Here is a 20,153-nt window from a genome sequence, read left to right as displayed (position 1 = left end):
TGATGTGTGAAGAGGAAAAGAAAAAAGGCTGATTGAAGATCAGCCCCAAATTGTCGTGATTATGCCAGTGTATCGGTGTCGATGGTTACTGTCTCGCAAAAATGCCCTCTGCCCCCAACGTAAACATGTTGGATTTCCTTTCGCGAAGTCGTAACGAGTTTGACAAAGATTTCAGAAGGTTCACCTAAATTGCTGCCTTGTTCAAAGCGATACACTTCTTTTTCGAGGGCACACTTTTGATACAAGAAGCAAGCCAAGGCGGCATTGGAAGTGCCTGTGGCAGATTCTTCATTGATGTCAAACAATGGAGCAAAGTTACGACAAACGATTCGTTCTTTTTCCATTGCATATAAGTGCATGCCAACTACTTGTTGAAGCGTACTTACTTTTTTTATTTCCTCAAAATTAGGTGCAACTTGCTGCAACTGGGCCGTTGTTTTGATTGGAATAAGGATATCCTTTAATCCAGTAGAAACGATTTGAATAGGAATTTGATCATTGATAGCATTGGTATCAAAACAGTCAGTTAATTGTTCTAGTGAAAGTACATCTGAAAACAGTGGTTTGTTCTGTTCCATGAAAATGACACCGTCTTTGATGGTGATCGACAAACGTCCGGCGTTGGTGTCGATGCGATACTGTTGCTTGGAAAGTTTGTTTAGATACGATAATAGTGCAAAGGAGGCAATTGTTGCATGTCCGCATAAGTCAACTTCTTCTTTTGGCGTAAAATAGTCAAATCGGAAATCGGCCTGCGGGGATTTCGATAAAAAAGCTGTTTCTGAAAAGCCTAACTCTTTTGCGACGGCTAACTTTTGTTGTGGCGTAAGAGGCTGTTCCAACAAGACGACTCCAGCCTTGTTGCCACCCGTTTGATTTTTACTAAACCCACTTGCGATATGTACCGTTATCTCCATAGGACACCTGCTTTCTTTGTTCTTGTTAAGCATAGCATAATTTTTGCAGGAGGAGGATATGAAAACGGATTGGGTAAGCGTGTTATACTGAAGGTACGACAGAGGAGGGACTTTATGAAGAGAGGGAAAGTAGTTGTAGTGAGTGGCGTTACAGCGTCGGGCAAAACGACATTGGTTCGTGAATTGAGTAGATTGGCAGATGGAATAGTGATCTCCTTTGATGATTATAGTATCGATGCATTGCCCTCAGCACCATCTTTTGATTATTTTTTACAAGATCCCCGCGCAGCGATCAATCAATATGACATCAGTCTGCTACTGAAAGATTTGAAGAGAGCGATGAGCATTCAACCAATCATTTTTGTGGACTTTCCCTTCGGATATGAGCACCAAGATTTGCGTCAGTTGATCGATACGGTGATTTATTTGAAAACACCACTAGATATTGCTTTTGCTCGTCAGATTAAACGGGATTATACGAACGAATCAAAAGAAGCGATTTTGACTTGGGCAGATACTTATCTTTCCTATGCAAGAGAGCTATTTGTTTTACACGAACAGATCATTGCTGAAACAGCCGACTATGTACTGGATGGTGCTCTACCAGCTGATCAGCTAGCAGAACAAGTCAAGTATTATCAAGTATTTTAAGAAGCGCTTTTAAGCAAGATTTAGTCTACTGAGTTTTGTTTAATCTCCCTTACTATCTGTTTCAGAGGTCAAAAATGCCGCTGCTTCCTCTAAAGAGAGCGCTGCTCCATTGAATGTGGGCCACGCATTGATACCGTCACATTTTTTTCTCGGAATCAAATGAAGATGAAAGTGAGGGACTGATTGACCCGCTGCTTGATTTGCTGCGCTTAGCAAATTAATCCCATCAAATCCTAAGCGAGTGACACAATGATCTGCTATTTTTTGAACCGTTTGAATGAGGTGAGCAAGAAGAACGGGGTCGCAATCTAAAATACTGGTGTAATGTTTTTTAGGAATAACCAGCATATGATAATCCACGTCTTTGGCATGATCAAGGAAGGCGCAAACACTGTCATCTTCATGGATTACATGGCTTTTTATTTTTCCAGAGACGATGCGGCAAAAAGGACATTCTTCCATCAAAATTCCTCCTATGGAATAAATTTTGTTAGTTGTGTTCGAGAAGTATAATATCTAAAAATGTGAAGCTACGGGATTATGGGAAACCATAAACGATCTTTGTAATTAAGCCGCTCTTTGAGAGGATAATATCATATTTATTTAGCAGTTAAAACTATATGTGATAATTAATGATGTTTTAGATAATTAGTTAATAGGTTGTTTGCAAAAGAAAAGCACCGTGCTGCTGATTTGTGGTAAAAGTGACGTTTGAAAAAAGTGGTTTTTAAAAATTTATCAAAAAAAATCGTTAGGAATCAAGATTCCTAACGATCTGCTAGTGCAATGCACGATAATATAACGTTCCAGGAGGGATTCGAACCCCCGACCGTTCGCTTAGAAGGCGAATGCTCTATCCGGCTGAGCTACTGGAACAAATAATTTTCAGCGAATGCTCACTTCGCCTAAGCTGTTGAAATCAATCAGCAACAAATAACATTATAGAAAAAGGGCGCAGCAATGTCAATCGCTTTTCGCCCTTTTCTTATTTTTTCTTTGAAAAAAGGAAGCGCAGCTGCCCTCAACCTTTCTCAGGTTCCTCAAGAATTACGCTATCTGCTTCTTTCGTAATGAGAATCACACCATCTCCTAAAGGGACAAGCGTGGAGGTCAGCTGAGGATGGTTCATCACGGTATCCAAGAAAAGATTCAATTTGCGATGGATCGCTCGCTGGTTACGAGGGATTTCTTCGATGGGGTGTAGAATCGTTCCAGCTTGAAATACGTCATCCACCATCAGCACACCGCCTTTGCGTAATAGACGCAGACATTCTGGTAAAAATTCAATGTATTTTGATTTGGCGCTGTCCATGAAGATAAAATCATAAGGGCCACTCAATGTAGGTAGGACGTCTGCCGCTTGTCCTTCTAATAGCGTGATTTTTTCTTCATTTCCTAAGCGAGCGTAGGTTTCTTTGGCTTTGCGGATCATGACGTCAAAGCGATCGATCGTTGTGACATGACCATCTTTCACACATTGCGCCATCAAGCTTGAAGAAAAACCGATCGCTGTGCCGATCTCAAGGATTTCTTTTGGCTGGAGCTGTCCTAATAAAAACTGCAAAAAGACCACTGTTTCATGTGGGATGATTGGCACTTCTTTTTCATGAGCGGCTTGCTCGATTTCACCAAGTTCGCCGGGTAATTGCTTTTGTTTTTCACGCATAAACGCCACTAGTTCTGGTTTGACTACTGGACGATGCATCATTTCGTTGCGCATCTTCATCCTCCTAATTTATCGCTGCCCCTTATTATACGAATAACTCACCTTAAGTTCAATCTTTTCGAGTCTTTGGAACAACAAAAAAACCAGTCATAAGACTGGCAGGATAAAGGGGTGAAAAATATTTTTGGGATATTTCTATCATAACGGTGTTATGTGGAGGTTTGGTTAAAATCCTGTGAAGATCTCGTCAGGTTCTGCTTAAATTTTCATCAAGGAAGAAAAGCAACCCATCAACAGGGCAAAAACGAACTTTTTATCGAAATATTCAGAAAATTCAGGGAAAAGTGTTGACAGAGGAACCTGCTGTTTGGTATCTTCATAACAAGATAAAAAAAGTGATAGGTGACGACGATGGATAAACGATTGAAACAAACAGCTGCATTTTTATTATTATTATCGTAAGGACTCTTTTTCTATGACCCGCCTTTTTTAAGGCATCATTTGAAGAGTCCTATTCGCATTGCATGAAGGAAACCCTTTATGGAGTGCTTTTTTTATACCATTTTTTCAATTGTGTTTGAATGAGGTCGCGCCAAGCGTGCTCCTACCACTGCTAAGGAGGAAATAGTGATGAGAAAAATCCAGTTTTTTGATACGACATTGCGAGACGGTGAACAGACCCCGGGAGTCAACTTTAATACGAAAGAGAAGGTTCAACTGGCGCTGCAATTAGAAAAATGGGGCATTGATACGATCGAAGCAGGTTTTCCGATTGCATCAGAAGGAGATTTTCAAGCAGTCAAAGCGATTGCTGGGGCGGTGACGAAAATGACCGTTGCAGGACTTGCCCGTTGTCAGAAAAAAGACATTGATCGTGCCTATGAAGCTCTTTATCAAGCCGTCGATCCACAGATCCATGTCTTTCTAGCAACGAGTAAGGTGCATCGCCAGTACAAGCTGAATATGACGAAAGCAGAAGTACTCGCTTCCATCAAAGAACATGTGGCTTATGCGCGTGAACGCTTTGAAAAAGTTCAATTCTCGCCAGAAGATGCCACCCGCACCGATAAAGCCTTCTTGCTTGAGGCGGTTCAAACAGCGATTGATGCCGGCGCGACGATCATCAATGTGCCCGATACAGTAGGGTTTACCAATCCTACGGAATATGGAGCGCTTTTTGCCTATTTGATCGCCAATATCAAAAGCGAGCAGCAGATCACTTTTTCTTCCCATTGTCATGATGACTTGGGAATGGCGACAGCCAATGCGCTGGCGGCTATTGAAAATGGTGCTGATCGGGTGGAAGGAACGATCAACGGGATCGGCGAACGAGCTGGCAATACTGCATTAGAAGAAGTGGCCTTGGCGTTGCATATTCGCAATGATTTCTATCAGGCTACCTCCAACATCAAATTAAACGAAACAAAACGAACCAGCGATCTGGTGGCACGTTTGTCAGGAATCACGGTACCGAAAAACAAAGCGATCGTCGGAGGCAATGCTTATGCCCATGAATCAGGGATTCATCAAGATGGCGTCTTGAAAAATCCTGAGACCTACGAAATTATTACCCCACAGTTGGTGGGGTTAGAAACCAACTCGTTGCCTTTAGGCAAACTTTCTGGCCGCCATGCGTTTGTCGATAAAATGCAGCAACTGGGCTACCAGTTTGACCAAGAAGAAACCAACGAATTGTTTAAACGCTTCAAAGAATTGGCAGATAAAAAGAAGCAAGTGACCGAACAAGATTTGCTGGCTTTGGTGGCCGATCAAGGCCGCAGCCAAGAAGGCGGCTGCGAGTTGGACGCCGTTCAGCTACAATACGTGTCCAATGGCCATCAAGGAGCAGTGGTTTCTATCATCAAAGACGAGGAAAAACAAGTGGCATCAGCCAGCGGTGCCGGCAGTATCCAAGCTATCTACAACTCGATCGATCAGATTTTCCAGCAGCAGCCGAAGTTGTTGAATTATGAGATCACTGCCTTGACCAGTGGGGAAGATGCGCAAGCGGAAGTGCACGTGGTCATTGAATGCCAGGAAACCAATGAAAAAATCAGCGGGATCGGCTTAGACTTTGATGTCTTGCAGGCGTCAGCCAAAGCATATGTACAGGCTAGCGCAGCTCTAAAGAATCGAGGTGTCCTTGTTTGAAAAAGATCGTGGTTTTAGCAGGAGATGGCATCGGACCAGAAATTATGGACAGTGCCCTTGCGGTATTGAAAGCGGCTTGTCCTGACCATCTCCAGCACTTTCATTTTGACCAGCGGCCATTTGGTGGAGCGGCGCTGGCACTTACTGGAGAGCCATTGCCGCAAGAAACACTACAAGCTTGCCAGCAGGCAGATGCGGTCCTTTTAGGAGCCATCGGTGATCCAACTTGGGAAAACGCACCGACAACACCCGAGAAAGGACTTTTGAATCTGCGTCAAGCGTTAGGTCTATACGCCAATATTCGACCCATCAAAGTAGTTGATGCGGTGATTGCTTTGTCTCCCATCAAAGAAACGATCCTTCGAGGGACAGATTTTGTCATCGTTCGTGAGTTGACTGGCGGTATCTATTTTGGCGAAAAAGCAGAAAAACCTGAAGAAGCCTACGACATCAATCATTATCACCAAGCAGAGATTCGACGGATTTTGCGTAAAGCCTTTGAGATCGCCCGTACGCGGAAGAAGCGTGTTCTCTCTGTCGATAAAGCAAATGTGTTGGCGACTAGCCGGCTTTGGCGCCGATTAGCGGAAGAAACGGCACAGGAATTCCCGGATTGTCAGTTGACTCATCAATATGTTGATTCCGCCGCTATGAAAATCATCCAAAATCCCAAAGACTTTGATGTAATCGTGACCGAAAATCTCTTTGGCGACATTTTAAGTGATGAAGCCTCGGTTTTGCCGGGGTCATTAGGGGTGCTACCAAGCGCAAGCCATGGTGCAGAAGGGGTTTCTTTATATGAACCGATCCATGGCTCGGCACCGGATATTGCTAGGCAAAATTGTGCCAATCCGGTTTCCATGATTTTGTCTGTCGTGATGATGCTAAGAGAGTCCTTTCAAGAGGAACAGCTGGCAGATACCATCGAAAGTGCGTGTTATGAGGTAATGAATGCGGGGATCTTGACGCGTGATTTAGGTGGGACGGCAACGACAACTGCCTTTACAGAAGCGGTCATTGCACAGTTAGGAGTGAGCAATTATGGGGAAAACGCTGTTTGATAAACTATGGGATCGGCATGTGATCACAGGAGAAGAAGGGCAGGCGCAGCTGCTTTATGTCGATCTGCATATGATCCATGAAGTGACGACGCCGCAAGCCTTCGAAGGCTTGCGGCAAGCGGGACGGACAGTTCGCTGTCCCGAAAAAACCTTCGCAACAATGGATCATAATGTGCCTACCAAAGATATTTTTACCATCACCGATCTGGTTGCAAAAAAGCAAATGGATACGTTACGTAAAAACTGTCATGATTTTGGGATCGAATTGTGTGACAATGGCTCTGCCAACCAAGGAATTGTCCATATGGTTGGCCCAGAAGTAGGCCTGACCCAACCAGGAAAAACGATCGTTTGCGGTGATTCCCATACTGCCACACATGGTGCTTTCGGCGCGATCGCATTTGGGATCGGTACGAGTGAAGTGGAGCATGTCTTTGCGACACAGACGATTTGGCAGACAAAACCGAAACGCATGGGAGTTGAGATCACCGGTCAGCTGCAGCCGGGGGTGTACGCCAAAGATATTATTTTGGCATTGATCGCGACGCATGGCACAGATTTTGGTGGTGGCTATGCCGTAGAATTCTTTGGCGAAACGATCCGCAACCTGACGATGGAAGAGCGCATGACCATTTGCAATATGTCGATCGAAGGTGGGGCGAAAATGTGCTTGATCGCACCTGATGAAACGACCTTTGCTTATGTGAAGGATCGACGCTTTGCGCCACAAGCGTTTGCCAGTGCGGTGACGGATTGGCAAACCCTTTATACCGATGAAGGTGCCAACTATGATGCCCTGATCACCTTAGACGCAGCAACCTTAGAACCTTACATCACTTGGGGCACCAATCCAGAAATGGGAGTACCGGTCAGCGAAACGTTTCCTGAAGTGCGAGATCACAATGATCAGCAGGCCTATGAATATATGGCACTGCACCCCGGACAGACGGCTGCCGATATCCCCATCGAATACATCTTTATCGGATCGTGTACCAATGGTCGTTTGTCTGATCTGCAAGAAGCAGCGGCGATTTTGAAAGGTCAGACCATCAAAGAAGGGGTCACTGGCATTATCGTTCCTGGTTCACGCCCTGTTCGTAAAGCAGCGGAAGCTATCGGTTTAGACAAAGTCTTTATTGAGGCTGGTTTTGAATGGCGGGAGCCTGGCTGTTCCATGTGCCTAGGAATGAATCCTGATAAAGTACCAGAAGGCGTCCACTGTGCCTCCACGTCAAACCGCAATTTTGTTGGACGGCAAGGGAAAAACGCTCGGACGCACCTTTGTAGTCCAGCAATGGCGGCAGCAGCTGCGATTCATGGGCGTTTTGTCGATGTACGAGAAGTGGTTGGAGGTGTTGGTTAATGGAAGCTTTTACGCAATTTGAAGGTACGACGCTGCCTTTGATGAATGACAATATCGATACCGATCAAATCCTACCGAAAAATTATTTGAAGCGCGTTGAAAAAACGGGGTTTGGCGAATTTTTATTTGACGATTGGCGCTATTTGCCGCAACGCAAGCCTAATCCAGCATTTATCTTGAATGATCCAGCATATCAGAACGCTCAAGTCCTCGTCACTGGTGATAATTTTGGTTCTGGTTCTTCTCGAGAGCATGCGGCATGGGCGCTGTTGGATTACGGCTTTAAAGCCGTGATTGCTGGCAGCTTCGGTGATATTTTCTATATGAATGCCACCAAAAACGGGCTGCTGCCCATCGAGCTGCCTTTGACTGTTCGCCAAAGGATCGCCTCGCTGCCTGCTTCTGAAAAAATCAGCATCGACTTGCCGAGGCAATGTGTGATCGTTGCCGGGGAGGAGCATTTCTTTGCAATCGATGCTACCTGGAAACACAAATTGATCCACGGTCTCGATGAGATCAGTATCACCTTGCAGGAAGAGGCGAAAATCACCGCCTATGAGCAGACGATTCCAGCGTATTGGCAGTAGGGCTAGGAGACTGGTCGTTATTCGTCGGCTGGTATTTGTGAAAGAATGTTTCTTAACCCTCGCCAATCAGCTTCGATTTGCGGAGTCAACGTCCGATTATAAAAGATCGCAGCGGGATGATACATCGGCACGATCAGATATTCTTTTTCCGACCATTGATAGCCATCCTTTGTCGGATTGCTTTCTTGAATTTTGGAACGGATCACTTCGCCATGGTGGTCTTTGATATAATAGGCGTTGCCTAATAATCGCTGTAGTCCGATATTGCCAACAGTTGCAATGACGGGCGGATCCACGATGGACAACTCGTAGTCAAGCAGTGGTGCGTGTAGCAAGACTTCCTTTTTGGTAGGTGTCCGATTGGGATGGACGATCTCATGGGCACCGCTGCGCTTGTTGATTCGTTCTTTGACGGAATATGGACGGCTGCGGACAGCGCTGGTGATGTAGACATCCTCACGGGTCAAACCGGCTAAAGCCAACGATTTCATCAATTCTTTTCCTGCTTGTCCGCTAAAAGGAATAAAATTCTCGATTTCGGTTCGACCGGGGGCTTCACCAACGATCATCAATTTGGGCTGCAGCGGTCCTTGACCTGGAACAAATCCTTCCAACGGATAACTGCGGGATGCCTGTTGAACGGCAGTGGCTAATTCTTTGGGGTATTGCATGAAAACTCCTCTCATTCTGTTTCGCTTGTGCTCTTTCTTCTATAGTAATAGAAAATAAAAAATGCACAAAAGGAAATGACTAGTAGCAAAAGAATTCTGTCTTTTCCTTAATTAGTGATTGACTTTAGGAAAACATTTTGATAAAGTTAATCTGTTGTAATTGTGGACTCCACAGCTACAACCGCACAGAACAAGTAGTAAGTACGAAAGTCACTTGGGATGGCGAGTCTAAGTATATTATAAGGAGGTGCTGTAGAGCATGTACGCAATTATCAAAACTGGTGGGAAACAAGTAAAAGTTGAAGTGGGTCAAGCAATCTACGTTGAAAAATTAGACGTTGAAGCTGGACAAAAGGTTACTTTTGATGAAGTTATCTTAGTAGGTGGCGAATCAACAAAAGTGGGTGCCCCAATCGTTGCAGGAGCAACTGTTGAAGGAACTGTTGAAAAACACGGCAAACAAAAGAAAGTCGTAACTTTCAAATACAAACCTAAAAAACATTCACACCGTAAACAAGGTCACCGTCAACCTTACACAAAAGTTGTTATTGACGCGATCAACGCTTAATTCTTACGAAAAGCAGGGTAACGAATATGATCAAAGGGACATTCAAACGAAATGACTCTGGTCGGATTGTTTCTTTTGAACTAGCTGGACACGCACAAGCAGGAGAATACGGCAAAGACATCGTCTGTGCTGCAGCATCCGCTTTAGCGATCAGTGCAGTCAATGGGATCGATGCTTTGGCTGGCGTTGCGCCAAAAGTTGAAGCAGATAACGAAAATGGTGGGTACTTATTAGTCACACTGCCTTCTCGTTTAACCCAAGAGCAGTCGAATATCGCACAAATTCTTTTAGAAAATTTGTTGATCGGCTTGCAATCAGTTCAAGAAGAGTACAACGATTATATCCAAATCAAAACTACTAAAGAAAACTAGGAGGTGCATCTCATGTTGATGAAAATGAATTTGCAATTCTTCGCTCACAAAAAAGGTGGGGGTTCTACTTCTAACGGACGTGACTCTCAATCAAAACGTTTAGGTGCGAAACGTGCTGACGGTCAAACCGTTTCAGGCGGATCAATCCTTTATCGCCAACGCGGTACTAAAATTTACCCAGGGGTAAACGTAGGTATCGGTGGAGATGATACATTGTTTGCAAAAGTTGACGGCGTTGTTCGTTTCGAACGTAAAGGCCGCGACAAAAAACAAGTATCTGTTTATCCAGTAGCGCAAGAAGCATAAGAAAATGACATCCAGATTACGTAAAAGTAACCTGGGTGTTTTTTTATACACCAATGAAACCGTTTTAACGAAATAGTTATTTGTAATGGCTTAGATAAGGAGAGAAGCAATGATTCAGTTGAAAGAAATCACGAAGGAAAACTATCGTGCGTGCATGAATTTGAAGACAACGAAGGAGCAAGAAGACTTTGTTGCGCCCAATTGGTACTCAATGTTAGAGGCGATCTATGAGGAACCTCGTCAGGCATTTGCCCTATACAATGGTGAGGAAATGGTCGGCTTTATGCTATTTAGTTTTTACGAGGCGGATGAGGATTATCCAAAAGCTTCGTGGTGGATCGAGCGGTTTATGATCGCAGAAAAATTCCAAAATCAAGGGTTAGGCACTCAGGCGTTTCTTGCTGGGTTAGATTGGTTCAAAACCCATATCCAAGCGCAAGAATTAAGGATCTCCGCTGTAGATGGCAACGAGATCGCAACAAAGCTTTACGAACGAAACGGCTTTGTCTTGACAGGTGAAATGATTGATAACGAGCATGTACTCTTGTTGCAGCTGCCAACGGATCAAGGGTAAATGACTCTTTCTACAGTAAAAAATGAGGTCAAAAGCAGAGGTTCTTAAGGGGATTCTCTGCTTTTTTTATTGGTGTTTTTCCGGTCAAAAAAGTGAGCCGTCATTTTCTGGCTAGATTTTTCAAGAAATTTTGTGCACTTAGGGTAAGAATTACGAGTATATCCATGCTTTGTTGTTCACAAAGTTCCTTTTGCTATTAACGGAATCTTTACACGTTGACAACACAAACCTTATATTCATTTGATACTCTGAGGAAGTAGAACAAATGGAAAGAAACTTTCGAAAAACGTTGATTATTGAGAATGTGCTCACGAATGGTTTTGGTCGAAACACGAACATTATCAAAAAAGAAAACGTTCGTAATTCGAAAAAGATTGTTTTTGATTCGTTGGTTTTTTATAATCAAAAAGGAAAGTTCGGAATTCCGTGAGTTCGATTTTTTTAATGAAAAGGAGAAAAAGTGATGAAAGTTTGGAAGAAAACGGCAATGTTTGGTTTAGGTTTGGTGGCAGCAGTTACGCTGGCGGCATGTGGCTCAGGTGGAGCAAGTACTGACTCGGCGGCTGAAGAAGCAGGATATGTACCAGAAAAGTTGACCGTTCAATTTGTTCCATCACAAGCAGCAGAAACATTAGAAGCAAAAGCAAAACCACTTGAGCAATTATTAAGTGATGAATTGGGGATTCCAGTCACTGTGAGTGTTTCCACTGACTACAATACAATCGTCGAAGCAATGGCTTCGAAACAAGTAGATGTCGGCTTTTTACCGCCGAATGCCTATGTTTTAGCAAATGAACAAAGCAATGTTAAGGTGTTATTACAAGCACAGCGTTATGGCATCAAGCAGCCTGGTGGGGAATCAACGGATGAATTGGTTGATAGCTATCGTTCAATGATCGTCGTAAAAAGCGGCAGCGATATCAAAGAGTTGGAAGATTTAAAAGGCAAAACGATTGCCACGCAAGATGTTACTTCTTCTGCCGGTTATGTTTGGCCAGTAGCAGAAATGAAAAAAGCAGGCATCGATATCAATACGGATGTGACGACTGTTCAAGTTAAAGGCCATGACCAAGCGGTCTTATCTGTCTTGAATGGCGACGTTGACGCAGCGTTCGTTTTTGAAGATGCCCGCAACACGGTCAAAAATGATTACCCAGAAATCATGGATGAGGTAGAACCAATGTACTTTACCGAACCGATCCCGAACGATACGATCAGTGTCCGCAGCGACATGAGTGAAGAGTGGGACAAAAAAATCCAAGATGCCTTTATCGCGATCGGTAAAGATGAAGAAGGAAAACAAATCATCTCTGATATTTACTCTCATGAAGGATACGTTGTTTCACAAGACAGCAATTTCGACATCGTAAGAGAGTATGCGGAACAAGTCGGACAATAACTAATAGATGAATAGATCGGGAGGGTACCGGTAGTTGAGGTACCCTTTTCGAATGGAAAGCAATTTTTACCTAATGGAAAGAAAGTAGGAGAATCATGGCTCTAGAGAACGAAACGATTATTTCATTTCAGAATGTGACCAAGCAATACCCAAATGGGGTATTAGGTTTGAAGGACTTAAACATCGATATCAAAAAAGGGGAATTTGTCATCGTAGTGGGTTTATCAGGAGCAGGAAAATCAACGATGCTGCGCTCCATCAATCGACTGCACGAGATCACGAGTGGCGAGATTTTAATCGATAGCAAGTCGATCACAAAAGCAAAAGGAAGAGAGCTACGCTTGATTCGTCGAGACATTGGCATGATTTTCCAAAGCTTTAATTTGGTGAAACGTTCGAGTGTCTTGCGAAATGTCTTAACTGGGCGAGTAGCTTATCACCCAACGATCAAAATGTTGCTTGGTTTGTTCCCGCAAGCGGATAAAGAGCTGGCTTATCAATCGCTGCAGCGGGTCAATTTAGCAGAAAAAGTCTATACTCGAGCCGATGAATTGTCTGGCGGTCAGCAGCAGCGGGTTTCGATTGCCCGTGCTTTGACGCAAGAGCCGAAGATTATTTTAGCGGATGAACCGGTTGCTTCCTTAGACCCTTTAACCACTGAAAAAGTCATGAATGACTTAAAACGGATCAATCAAGATCTGGGCATCACTATCGTAGTCAATTTACATTCTGTCCAATTGGCAAGAGAATACGGCACACGGATCATCGGGTTACGAGATGGGGGCTTGGTTTTTGATGGCCCTGTCAGTGAAGCGACCGATCAGCGATTGAAACAGATTTATGGTAGCGAGATCATGGAAGAGCAGGAAGGGGCAGGACAATGACGACAAATACGTTGCCGAAACGCAGCGGACTATGGAAAAATGTTCTGTGGCTCGTCATTTTTTTAGTGGTATTGTTCGTTAGCGGCTCTATTTCTGGCGTTGATTTGGCACGGTTCTTTAGCAACAGCAGTCAAATGAATGTCATTTTACAAAAGATGGCTCATCCTGATTGGGCATATGCCAAAATCATTGTTGAGCCGATTTTGCAAACCATCCAAATGGCGATCATCGGCACGACCTTTGGTGCACTGGCGGCTTTTCCGTTTTCACTTTTAGCAGCACGAAATATCATGACGAATCATTGGATCAGCGGTTGTTTCCGTTTTGTTTTAAATATCATTCGGACAGTACCTGATTTGATGCTGGCGGCTTTATTTGTTGCCATTGTCGGAATCGGTCCCGTTGCCGGGGTGATCTCCATCTCTGTGTTTTCTTTTGGGATGATCACCAAATTGTTTTATGAATCGATTGAAACGATTGATGAAGGTCCGATCGAAGCAATCACGGCTTCTGGAGGATCGAAGTTTGACATCATCCGCTATGCAGTCGTACCGCAAGTCATGAGCCATTTTCTTAGTTACTTGCTTTATGCCTTTGAGATCAATGTGCGGGCATCGACGATTCTTGGGTATATCGGCGCAGGCGGAATCGGTGTTTTCTTACAACGATCTTTAAGCCAATTTCGATATGACCAGACGTCGATTATCGTCTTAGTGATTTTTGCAGTTGTTTTGGTGATTGATACCATCAGTAATAGATTAAGGGAGCGATTGTTATGATGTTGCCAGCAGAACCGAAAAAGAAAAAAATACGGAATTGGCTGATCGCAGTAGTCGTTATCCTCCTTTATATTTGGGCTTTTGCTGGCGTGCCTTTTGCGGGTGTTAAAGAAAATGTCGGTCAAATTGTCGGCTCAATCTTTTATGGCTTGATCCATCCTGATTGGGGCTATGTTTATACCGGTGATGGCGAAGATTTGATCAGTTTGATGATCGAAACCGTTGCGATCGCCTTTGTAGGTACGTTTTTATCCTCAATATTAAGTATTCCTTTTGCCTTTTGGGCGGCGCGCAGCAAAAACAGCCCTCGCTGGCTATCAGGTTTCGGTAAAATCGTGCTGACGGCGATTCGAACGTTTCCAGAAATCGTCTTAGCGATCATGTTCATCAAAACAGTGGGTCCCGGATCCTTTGCTGGTGTTTTGGCAGTTAGTGTCCATTCCATTGGGATGTTGGCGAAACTCTATAGCGAAGCGATCGAGAACATGGATCACGGTCCTTCAGAATCGGTCGTTAGTGCGGGAGGAAATCGTTGGGATGTGTTAGGCTTTGCGACATTGCCACAACTGATTCCAGAATTTCTTTCTTTTACCTTGTATCGTTTTGAACTGGCTGTCCGTTCAGCTTCGATCTTAGGGATCGTAGGGGCAGGTGGGATCGGTACGCCGATGATCTTTGCCATCAATGCGCGATCATGGAGCCGTGTAGGAATCATTTTATTAGGGATCGTTGTGACGGTCACGATCATTGATTTTATCTCTGGGCGCTTGCGTAAACGATTGGTTTAATAAAAGGAAGTGCGTACTCGAAAAAAACACAGTCTGCATAGGCTGTGTTTTTTTGCAGCGGATAGGCGGATGTCGTTTAAGACAGGTTTCGTGAAACTTGTTATACTGGATTCATAGAAAATGAATCCAAACAAGGAGGCTGTTTTATGAAAGCATTATTGATCGTCAATCCAAGTTCTGGTGGGGAACAAGCGAAAGAATTTGAGGAGATGGCAGAAGAAAAGCTGCGGGAAGTTTTTTCAGAAGTCGTTGTCAAACATACCGAAAAAGAAGGAGATGCTACACGTTTTGCCTCTGAGGCAGCAGCAGAATTTGACAGTGTCTTCGCAATGGGCGGTGATGGTACCGTCAATGAAGCGGTCAATGGCTTAGCTCCTCATGACAAACGACCAAATTTCGGTTTCTTCCCGCTGGGCACAGTAAATGATTTAGCCAGAGCATTAGCGATTCCACTAGATCCCAAGGAAGCCATCGAATCATTTGCAGTGGATCACACCCGCAAAATCGATATTGGGCAGGTTAATCAAGACTATTTTACCAATGTAGTGGCGATTGGTATGATTCCAGCGGCGATCAACAATGTGGAAGTTGAAGAAAAAACCAAGCTGGGAAAAATGGCCTATTTTGTTTCTGGTCTACGGGAAGTGCGGAAAAATGAAAGTCATCCGTTTGAAGTGACCGCCGAAAATAATGGGGAAAAAACGACAATCGAGGTTGAAAGCAGTACGATGATCGTTGGTTCATCCAATACGATCGGCGGTTTCGAATCTCTTTTGCCTAAAGCGAGTACCGATGACGGCAAATTACATCTGATCTACTTAAAGGATACGAATCTTTGGGAAACTGTCAAAAGCGTGCCTGAGCTTCTCAAAGGAGTTACGGAATCAAATGATGTTCTTGGTTATCAAACTTTTGATAAAGCAACGATTCGTTTGGCGGATGGGGCAACGATTGAAACGAATGTCGATGGTGATCCAGGGCCGGAATTGCCAATCACAGTAACAGTGCTGCCCCAGCATCTCACCGTGTATTGCGGAGTTGAAAAAGCCCGCTAAATCATTCATAACTAGGAAACGATCCGTCAAAAGCGGATTGTTTTTTTTATTCAGAAAGAGTATACTGGGAAAAAATTTACTGAAAGAAGGGGTTCTATGACGATACGTTCTGCCACGATTGCAGATGCCCAAGCCTTGACAGCCATCTATGCTTATTATGTAGAAAATACACCGATTACCTTTGAAACGGAGGTGCCATCGGTTCAAGAATTCGCGGAACGCATCGCCAAGACCTTGAAACGCTACCCGTATCTCGTTGCGGAAGAGGCTGGTGAAATTGTCGGTTATGCCTATGCGTCAGCCTATAAAGAACGGGCGGCGTATGATTGGACCGTTGAAGTAACCGTTTATTTAGCGCCGGATGCCAAAGCAAAAGGGCTCGGCACCGCTCTTTATCAAGGGCTTGAAGAAAAACTAAAAGCGAAAAACGTGGTCAATCTGACTGCGTGTATTACAGGAGGCAATCAACAAAGCGAGGCTTTTCATGAGAAGCTTGGGTATCGGAAAGTTGCTGATTTTGCGCATGTCGGCTATAAGTTCAATCAATGGCACGATGTGATTTGGATGCAAAAAGAACTGCAATGGTTTCCTGATCAGGTGCCAACGTTCATTCCCAATGAAAAAGCCTAACACATCCTGACTTTTGAATATCTTTTTTTGGCAAAATGCTTTATGCTGAGAGTAGCATGTGAAAGGACGTTCTATTGTTCTTTCGAACAAAGTATTTTGCTTTTTCTGTGTGGAAAAAAAGTTGCTTTTTTATAGAAAAATGAGTAAAGTATTCAAGTGGAAAAAACAAGGAGGCGAAGCTGTTGGGCAAGCGAATCGAACGGATTTATCAATATATCGTCGAAAATACGATGAGCGGCTTAGGGGAAAAGAAGGGGTTGTCTACTTCAGAAGTTGCCGATCATTTAGCCATTCAGCGCAGTAATGCCAGTAAGGATTTAAATAAGCTTGTTAAAGAAGGGCGCGTCGAAAAAAGCGACTCGCGGCCTGTTCGTTATTGGGCGGCAGGGGTCGATCCCAGCAGTAAGGAAAAGTATGTCCCAAGCTACAAAGAAAGTCGCCCGCAAAGAGAAAAAGCCTTCCCTCAACGAGTACAAGGAAAACCCTCTGACCGAGATATTTTTGCGACGATCATCGGTGCCAACGGAAGTATGAAAAACGCTGTTGAGCAGGCGAAAGCAGCGATCTTGTATCCGCCGAAAGGGCTAAACTGCTTGATCACAGGGCCTACTGGTTCTGGGAAAACGTACTTTGCCCATGCGATGTTCCAGTTTGCCAAAAGCAATCAAGTAATTGCCGATGACAAAGAATTGATCGTCTTTAACTGTGCGGACTATGCAAATAACCCAGAGCTTTTGATGAGCCATTTGTTTGGTTATGTACGGGGGGCATTTACGGGTGCCGATCAAGAGAAGATTGGTATTATTGATCAAGCGGATGAGAGTATGTTGTTTCTCGATGAGATCCATCGATTGCCGCCAGAAGGGCAAGAAATGATTTTTTACTTTATGGATCATGGAACCTTTAGCCGTCTAGGAGAGACGGGCAAAAATCATCAAGCGAATGTCCGAATCGTTGGTGCTACTACCGAAGACCCCAACTCAACGCTATTAGATACCTTTACCCGACGCATTCCCATCAATATTCAACTGCCCTTTTTTGAGAAACGACCCGCATCAGAAAAAGTCGATCTCGTTCGGGTATTAGTCGGGCAAGAGGCGACCCGTATTCAGCGGACGATCTCCTTGACAGAAGATGTGGTCAAAGCGTTGATCGGCAGTGTCAGTTTTGGGAATATCGGTCAATTGAAATCCAATGTCCAGCTAGTCTGTGCACGGGGCTTTTTGAATCATATGCAACAAGATGAGATTGAAATCGATTTGATCGATTTGCCAGAAGGGATTCGTTCAGGATTGATCGTTTTGGGGAATCGCCGCAATGAGCTGGCAGAGCTTTCTAAGATCCTTGAACCGAAGATCAGCATTCAACCGAATCAAAACTTAAACAATATTCAATCAGATTCCTATGAATTGCCTTATAATCTTTACGATATTATCGGCGACAAGGCTGCTCTGCTAAAAGCAGATGGGTTAGATCAAGAAGCGATCAATCATTTTATCTCAACAGATATCAATGTTCACTTAAAGTCTTTTTATAAAGATCACGGGTTTTCCTTTAACTCGGTCAATAAACTAAGTGAATTTGTCGATCAGAAAGTGATCAGTGTAACAAATCAAATCTATGAGCTGGTTCGACAACGCTTAAATTATGATTTTCAGCAAAATTTCATCTATGCCATGAGCTTACACATCAGCTCGTTTTTGAAAAAAATCCATTTGGGAGAAGAACGACAAACCAATGACAATATTCGTCAGATGGTAGCTGATTATCCTCAAGAGTTTGAAGTCGCCAAAGAAGTCCGCGATTTTATTGGTGATAGTTTCCAAGTGGCGATTCCTGAGAGCGAATCTTATTATTTAGCGGTTCTTCTGGTTTCTCTTAGAACCTCTCATTCCTCTGGGAAAATCGGCGTCGTCGTTGCAGCCCACGGCAACAGCACAGCCAGTAGCATGGTACAAGTGGTCAAACAATTGCTGGAAGTCGATCAAGTGACAGCGGTGGACATGCCATTAGATATGCCCCCGGCTGTGGCGTTGAAAAAAATCGTGGATAGTGTACGGGCAGTCAATGATGGCAGTGGGGTGATCCTCTTAGTCGATATGGGGTCCTTAGCGACCTTTAATAATGAAATCCAGCGAGAAACGGGTGTGGCTGTTCGAACAGTCGATATGGTGACCACCTCCATCGTCCTAGAGACGGTCCGTAAAGCGTCAGTGATCGGCACGGACCTCGATCAGCTCTATGATTCATTACGGAAGTTCCGCGGGTATGGAGCGGTCACTGTGGAAGAACCAGTGACACAAAACCACCATCCTAAAGCGATTCTAGCTGTCTGCGCTTCGGGAAAAGGAACGGCGCATCGCATCAAAGAATTGATCCAAAGCTCATTGTCAAAACGTCAAAACCAAAATGTCGAAGTGGTGACGTTATCGGTGGCGGATCTGAGGACGGACTTGGATCAGATTCAACAGCGCTACCGTCTGATTGCCGCAACAGGGATCATCGATCCCCATATCGACGCACCGTTTATTTCATTAGAACGTTTTATTGACCAAGATGTTGATCTACTGTTGGATGATATCCTATTAGAGAATGATTTGAGTTTTGAAGATGAAGTACAGCTAGATGATCGGCAGGCGAAAGAAATCTGTGTCCGGTATTTAGAGGAAAACTTTACCTATGTCAATGCGAAAAAAGTAGTAGAGCCGTTGTGGAAATTTGGCGAAGAGATCATTCACGATTTGGATTTGGTAGGGGCGCAGCAAGGCTTTCAGATCAATTTTGTGATGCATGGCGCAGGTATGCTGGAGCGGATCTTACTGCGGCAGCCATTGACTGTTTCTGAAATTGATTTAGCAGCGATGGAGGAGAATCCGCTTTATGGCCAATTGCATGTGCATGTCCAATCGTTTTCACGCTTGATGAATATCGAAGTGCCTAAGACTGAAGAGTACTATCTGCTAGAGCTGATCAAAAACCATCACGAAAAAGAAATGTATTTTTAATTCTTACAAATAATACAGATACACTAAAAAAGATACAGTATTTTTTAGTGTATCTTTTTTAGTGTATTATCTGAATGCTGATTCTTAAGGTTTTTTCAAGAATAGTGTATCGGAAAAACTTGGCACGCTTCTTGCTTCTATATAAGTGGATACAGGAGGTGATTGAAAAAAGAACAGATCCTCAATATGAAAAGCGGATCGATGGATGTAGGAGGCTTGCACAATGGGAATGGATATACGTCTTGCCCGAATCGACGATCGGTTGATTCATGGTCAGGTCGCCACAGCTTGGTCGAAAATGACTGGTATCAATCGAATCATCGTGGTCAGTGATGAAGTCGCAAATGACCAATTACGAAAGTTTCTCTTGAAAGAAGCTGCTCCACCAGGGATCAAATCCAATGTGGTGACAGTAGCGAAAATGCTTGAGGTGGCGCATAACACATTATTTAATACGCAAAAAGTCATGTTATTATTTACCAACCCTCAAGATGTCGTGACTCTGGTTAAAGGAGGCATTGACATTCGTTCCGTCAATATCGGCGGTATGAGTTTTTCAATGGGAAAACGAATGATCACTAATTTCGTGTCAGTCAATGATCAAGATCTTGCTTCATTGCTTTACTTGCAAAACCATGGCATTGAAGTGGAGATACGCAAAGTTCCAGCTGATCGTAAAATCTTTTTGAAGGATATTTTGGAAAAAGAAGGTAGTCACCCTTAGTTT

Annotated in this window: 21 protein-coding genes, 1 tRNA gene and 1 other annotated feature; of the genes, 17 read left to right on the top strand and 5 right to left on the bottom strand. The window is 43.8% G+C overall.

Features of this window, described 5'->3' with window-relative positions; translation table 11 throughout:
- Positions 1-59 precede the first annotated feature (59 nt).
- Positions 60-917: a PhzF family phenazine biosynthesis protein gene (locus tag IGI86_RS10085; protein WP_430617243.1), complete on the bottom strand. Its 858-nt coding sequence runs from the start codon at positions 915-917 to the stop codon at positions 60-62.
- Positions 918-1,031: 114 nt separating this feature from the next.
- On the opposite strand from IGI86_RS10085, the gene IGI86_RS10080 reads away from it, so the two are divergent.
- A complete protein-coding gene (locus IGI86_RS10080; protein ID WP_016620458.1) occupies positions 1,032-1,568 on the top strand; it encodes an AAA family ATPase in 537 nt (178 codons plus the stop codon).
- Between the two features lie 39 nt (positions 1,569-1,607).
- Here IGI86_RS10080 and IGI86_RS10075 read toward each other — a convergent pair whose 3' ends face one another.
- The 3 genes from IGI86_RS10075 to IGI86_RS10065 all read right to left on the bottom strand — a co-directional run bounded on the left by IGI86_RS10075 (position 1,608) and on the right by IGI86_RS10065 (position 3,288).
- Positions 1,608-2,030, bottom strand: a complete 423-nt coding sequence (locus IGI86_RS10075) for an HIT family protein (RefSeq protein WP_005235304.1) — start codon at positions 2,028-2,030, stop codon at positions 1,608-1,610.
- Between the two features lie 340 nt (positions 2,031-2,370).
- Positions 2,371-2,444: transfer RNA gene (locus IGI86_RS10070), tRNA-Arg, on the bottom strand.
- 145 nt (positions 2,445-2,589) lie between these two features.
- Entirely contained in the window at positions 2,590-3,288 is a 699-nt protein-coding gene (locus IGI86_RS10065) for an O-methyltransferase (protein WP_034872576.1), read from the bottom strand.
- Positions 3,289-3,864: 576 nt separating this feature from the next.
- Here IGI86_RS10065 and IGI86_RS10060 point away from each other — a divergent pair.
- The 4 genes from IGI86_RS10060 to leuD are packed head-to-tail and all read left to right on the top strand — an operon-like array spanning position 3,865 to position 8,396.
- Entirely contained in the window at positions 3,865-5,385 is a 1,521-nt protein-coding gene (locus IGI86_RS10060) for a 2-isopropylmalate synthase (RefSeq protein ID WP_430617242.1), read from the top strand.
- Positions 5,382-6,446 (top strand): 3-isopropylmalate dehydrogenase, encoded by a 1,065-nt coding sequence (gene leuB, locus IGI86_RS10055; RefSeq protein ID WP_218192956.1) that lies wholly within the window; start codon positions 5,382-5,384, stop codon positions 6,444-6,446. Before IGI86_RS10060 ends, leuB begins: the two co-directional genes overlap by 4 nt.
- On the top strand, positions 6,427-7,809 hold the full coding sequence (gene leuC, locus IGI86_RS10050; RefSeq protein WP_218192957.1) for a 3-isopropylmalate dehydratase large subunit: 1,383 nt from the start codon (positions 6,427-6,429) through the stop codon (positions 7,807-7,809). The genes leuB and leuC overlap by 20 nt, the downstream gene beginning before the upstream one ends.
- Positions 7,809-8,396, top strand: a complete 588-nt coding sequence (gene leuD / locus IGI86_RS10045; RefSeq protein ID WP_430617241.1) for a 3-isopropylmalate dehydratase small subunit — start codon at positions 7,809-7,811, stop codon at positions 8,394-8,396. The genes leuC and leuD overlap by 1 nt, the downstream gene beginning before the upstream one ends.
- A gap of 17 nt (positions 8,397-8,413) precedes the next feature.
- Here leuD and IGI86_RS10040 read toward each other — a convergent pair whose 3' ends face one another.
- A complete protein-coding gene (locus IGI86_RS10040; RefSeq protein ID WP_034872574.1) occupies positions 8,414-9,067 on the bottom strand; it encodes a uracil-DNA glycosylase in 654 nt (217 codons plus the stop codon).
- A gap of 169 nt (positions 9,068-9,236) precedes the next feature.
- Positions 9,237-9,307 (top strand) — a sequence feature (ribosomal protein L21 leader region).
- 19 nt (positions 9,308-9,326) lie between these two features.
- On the opposite strand from IGI86_RS10040, the gene rplU reads away from it, so the two are divergent.
- The 12 genes from rplU (at position 9,327) to IGI86_RS09980 (ending at position 20,150) form a co-directional block, all read left to right on the top strand.
- On the top strand, positions 9,327-9,635 hold the full coding sequence (rplU, locus tag IGI86_RS10035; RefSeq protein WP_005225751.1) for a 50S ribosomal protein L21: 309 nt from the start codon (positions 9,327-9,329) through the stop codon (positions 9,633-9,635).
- Between the two features lie 26 nt (positions 9,636-9,661).
- On the top strand, positions 9,662-10,006 hold the full coding sequence (locus tag IGI86_RS10030; protein ID WP_005225752.1) for a ribosomal-processing cysteine protease Prp: 345 nt from the start codon (positions 9,662-9,664) through the stop codon (positions 10,004-10,006).
- Positions 10,007-10,018: 12 nt separating this feature from the next.
- Complete coding sequence (rpmA, locus tag IGI86_RS10025; protein ID WP_003126181.1) at positions 10,019-10,312, top strand: 50S ribosomal protein L27; 294 nt, start codon at positions 10,019-10,021, stop codon at positions 10,310-10,312.
- A gap of 109 nt (positions 10,313-10,421) precedes the next feature.
- Positions 10,422-10,886: a GNAT family N-acetyltransferase gene (locus IGI86_RS10020; protein ID WP_430617240.1), complete on the top strand. Its 465-nt coding sequence runs from the start codon at positions 10,422-10,424 to the stop codon at positions 10,884-10,886.
- A gap of 463 nt (positions 10,887-11,349) precedes the next feature.
- Positions 11,350-12,285, top strand: a complete 936-nt coding sequence (gene phnD, locus IGI86_RS10015; RefSeq protein WP_005235326.1) for a phosphate/phosphite/phosphonate ABC transporter substrate-binding protein — start codon at positions 11,350-11,352, stop codon at positions 12,283-12,285.
- Positions 12,286-12,380: 95 nt separating this feature from the next.
- Positions 12,381-13,169 carry a phosphonate ABC transporter ATP-binding protein gene (gene phnC / locus IGI86_RS10010; protein ID WP_144330571.1) on the top strand — a complete coding sequence of 263 codons (789 nt, stop codon included), beginning with the start codon at positions 12,381-12,383 and terminating at the stop codon, positions 13,167-13,169.
- A complete protein-coding gene (gene phnE, locus IGI86_RS10005; RefSeq protein WP_005235330.1) occupies positions 13,166-13,948 on the top strand; it encodes a phosphonate ABC transporter, permease protein PhnE in 783 nt (260 codons plus the stop codon). Before phnC ends, phnE (IGI86_RS10005) begins: the two co-directional genes overlap by 4 nt.
- Entirely contained in the window at positions 13,945-14,736 is a 792-nt protein-coding gene (gene phnE / locus IGI86_RS10000; protein ID WP_008378503.1) for a phosphonate ABC transporter, permease protein PhnE, read from the top strand. The genes phnE (IGI86_RS10005) and phnE (IGI86_RS10000) overlap by 4 nt, the downstream gene beginning before the upstream one ends.
- A 146-nt stretch (positions 14,737-14,882) precedes the next feature.
- On the top strand, positions 14,883-15,791 hold the full coding sequence (locus IGI86_RS09995; protein ID WP_005235336.1) for a diacylglycerol/lipid kinase family protein: 909 nt from the start codon (positions 14,883-14,885) through the stop codon (positions 15,789-15,791).
- Positions 15,792-15,887: 96 nt separating this feature from the next.
- Positions 15,888-16,421, top strand: coding sequence for a GNAT family N-acetyltransferase (locus tag IGI86_RS09990; protein WP_005235337.1), 534 nt, complete (start codon positions 15,888-15,890; stop codon positions 16,419-16,421).
- Positions 16,422-16,651: 230 nt separating this feature from the next.
- The gene (locus IGI86_RS09985) at positions 16,652-19,426 is read left to right on the top strand and encodes a sigma-54-dependent transcriptional regulator (RefSeq protein ID WP_430617948.1); all 2,775 of its coding nucleotides are present in this window, start codon (positions 16,652-16,654) and stop codon (positions 19,424-19,426) included.
- Positions 19,427-19,655: 229 nt separating this feature from the next.
- Positions 19,656-20,150: a mannose/fructose/sorbose PTS transporter subunit IIB gene (locus IGI86_RS09980; protein WP_205684920.1), complete on the top strand. Its 495-nt coding sequence runs from the start codon at positions 19,656-19,658 to the stop codon at positions 20,148-20,150.
- Positions 20,151-20,153: the final 3 nt, after the last annotated feature.

Origin of the sequence: Enterococcus sp. AZ188 (genome assembly GCF_050544075.1) — a bacterium.
GTDB classification, from domain to species: Bacteria; Bacillota; Bacilli; order Lactobacillales; family Enterococcaceae; genus Enterococcus_D; species Enterococcus_D entomosocium.
This window is presented reverse-complemented; position numbering and strand designations above follow the sequence as displayed.

Bases quoted from the DNA above. Each gene is read 5' to 3' on its own strand.
- IGI86_RS10020 (WP_430617240.1), top strand. From the start codon at position 10,422: ATGATTCAGTTGAAAGAAATCACGAAGGAAAACTATCGTGCGTGCATG.
- IGI86_RS10060 (WP_430617242.1), top strand. From the start codon at position 3,865: ATGAGAAAAATCCAGTTTTTTGATACGACATTGCGAGACGGTGAACAG.
- phnE (WP_008378503.1), top strand. From the start codon at position 13,945: ATGATGTTGCCAGCAGAACCGAAAAAGAAAAAAATACGGAATTGGCTG.
- IGI86_RS10075 (WP_005235304.1), bottom strand. From the start codon at position 2,030: ATGGAAGAATGTCCTTTTTGCCGCATCGTCTCTGGAAAAATAAAAAGC.
- leuC (WP_218192957.1), top strand. From the start codon at position 6,427: ATGGGGAAAACGCTGTTTGATAAACTATGGGATCGGCATGTGATCACA.
- phnC (WP_144330571.1), top strand. From the start codon at position 12,381: ATGGCTCTAGAGAACGAAACGATTATTTCATTTCAGAATGTGACCAAG.
- rpmA (WP_003126181.1), top strand. From the start codon at position 10,019: ATGTTGATGAAAATGAATTTGCAATTCTTCGCTCACAAAAAAGGTGGG.
- rplU (WP_005225751.1), top strand. From the start codon at position 9,327: ATGTACGCAATTATCAAAACTGGTGGGAAACAAGTAAAAGTTGAAGTG.
- IGI86_RS10080 (WP_016620458.1), top strand. From the start codon at position 1,032: ATGAAGAGAGGGAAAGTAGTTGTAGTGAGTGGCGTTACAGCGTCGGGC.
- IGI86_RS10085 (WP_430617243.1), bottom strand. From the start codon at position 917: ATGGAGATAACGGTACATATCGCAAGTGGGTTTAGTAAAAATCAAACG.
- phnE (WP_005235330.1), top strand. From the start codon at position 13,166: ATGACGACAAATACGTTGCCGAAACGCAGCGGACTATGGAAAAATGTT.
- IGI86_RS09985 (WP_430617948.1), top strand. From the start codon at position 16,652: ATGAGCGGCTTAGGGGAAAAGAAGGGGTTGTCTACTTCAGAAGTTGCC.
- IGI86_RS10030 (WP_005225752.1), top strand. From the start codon at position 9,662: ATGATCAAAGGGACATTCAAACGAAATGACTCTGGTCGGATTGTTTCT.
- IGI86_RS10065 (WP_034872576.1), bottom strand. From the start codon at position 3,288: ATGCGCAACGAAATGATGCATCGTCCAGTAGTCAAACCAGAACTAGTG.
- IGI86_RS09990 (WP_005235337.1), top strand. From the start codon at position 15,888: ATGACGATACGTTCTGCCACGATTGCAGATGCCCAAGCCTTGACAGCC.
- IGI86_RS09980 (WP_205684920.1), top strand. From the start codon at position 19,656: ATGGATATACGTCTTGCCCGAATCGACGATCGGTTGATTCATGGTCAG.
- phnD (WP_005235326.1), top strand. From the start codon at position 11,350: ATGAAAGTTTGGAAGAAAACGGCAATGTTTGGTTTAGGTTTGGTGGCA.
- IGI86_RS10040 (WP_034872574.1), bottom strand. From the start codon at position 9,067: ATGCAATACCCCAAAGAATTAGCCACTGCCGTTCAACAGGCATCCCGC.
- leuD (WP_430617241.1), top strand. From the start codon at position 7,809: ATGGAAGCTTTTACGCAATTTGAAGGTACGACGCTGCCTTTGATGAAT.
- IGI86_RS09995 (WP_005235336.1), top strand. From the start codon at position 14,883: ATGAAAGCATTATTGATCGTCAATCCAAGTTCTGGTGGGGAACAAGCG.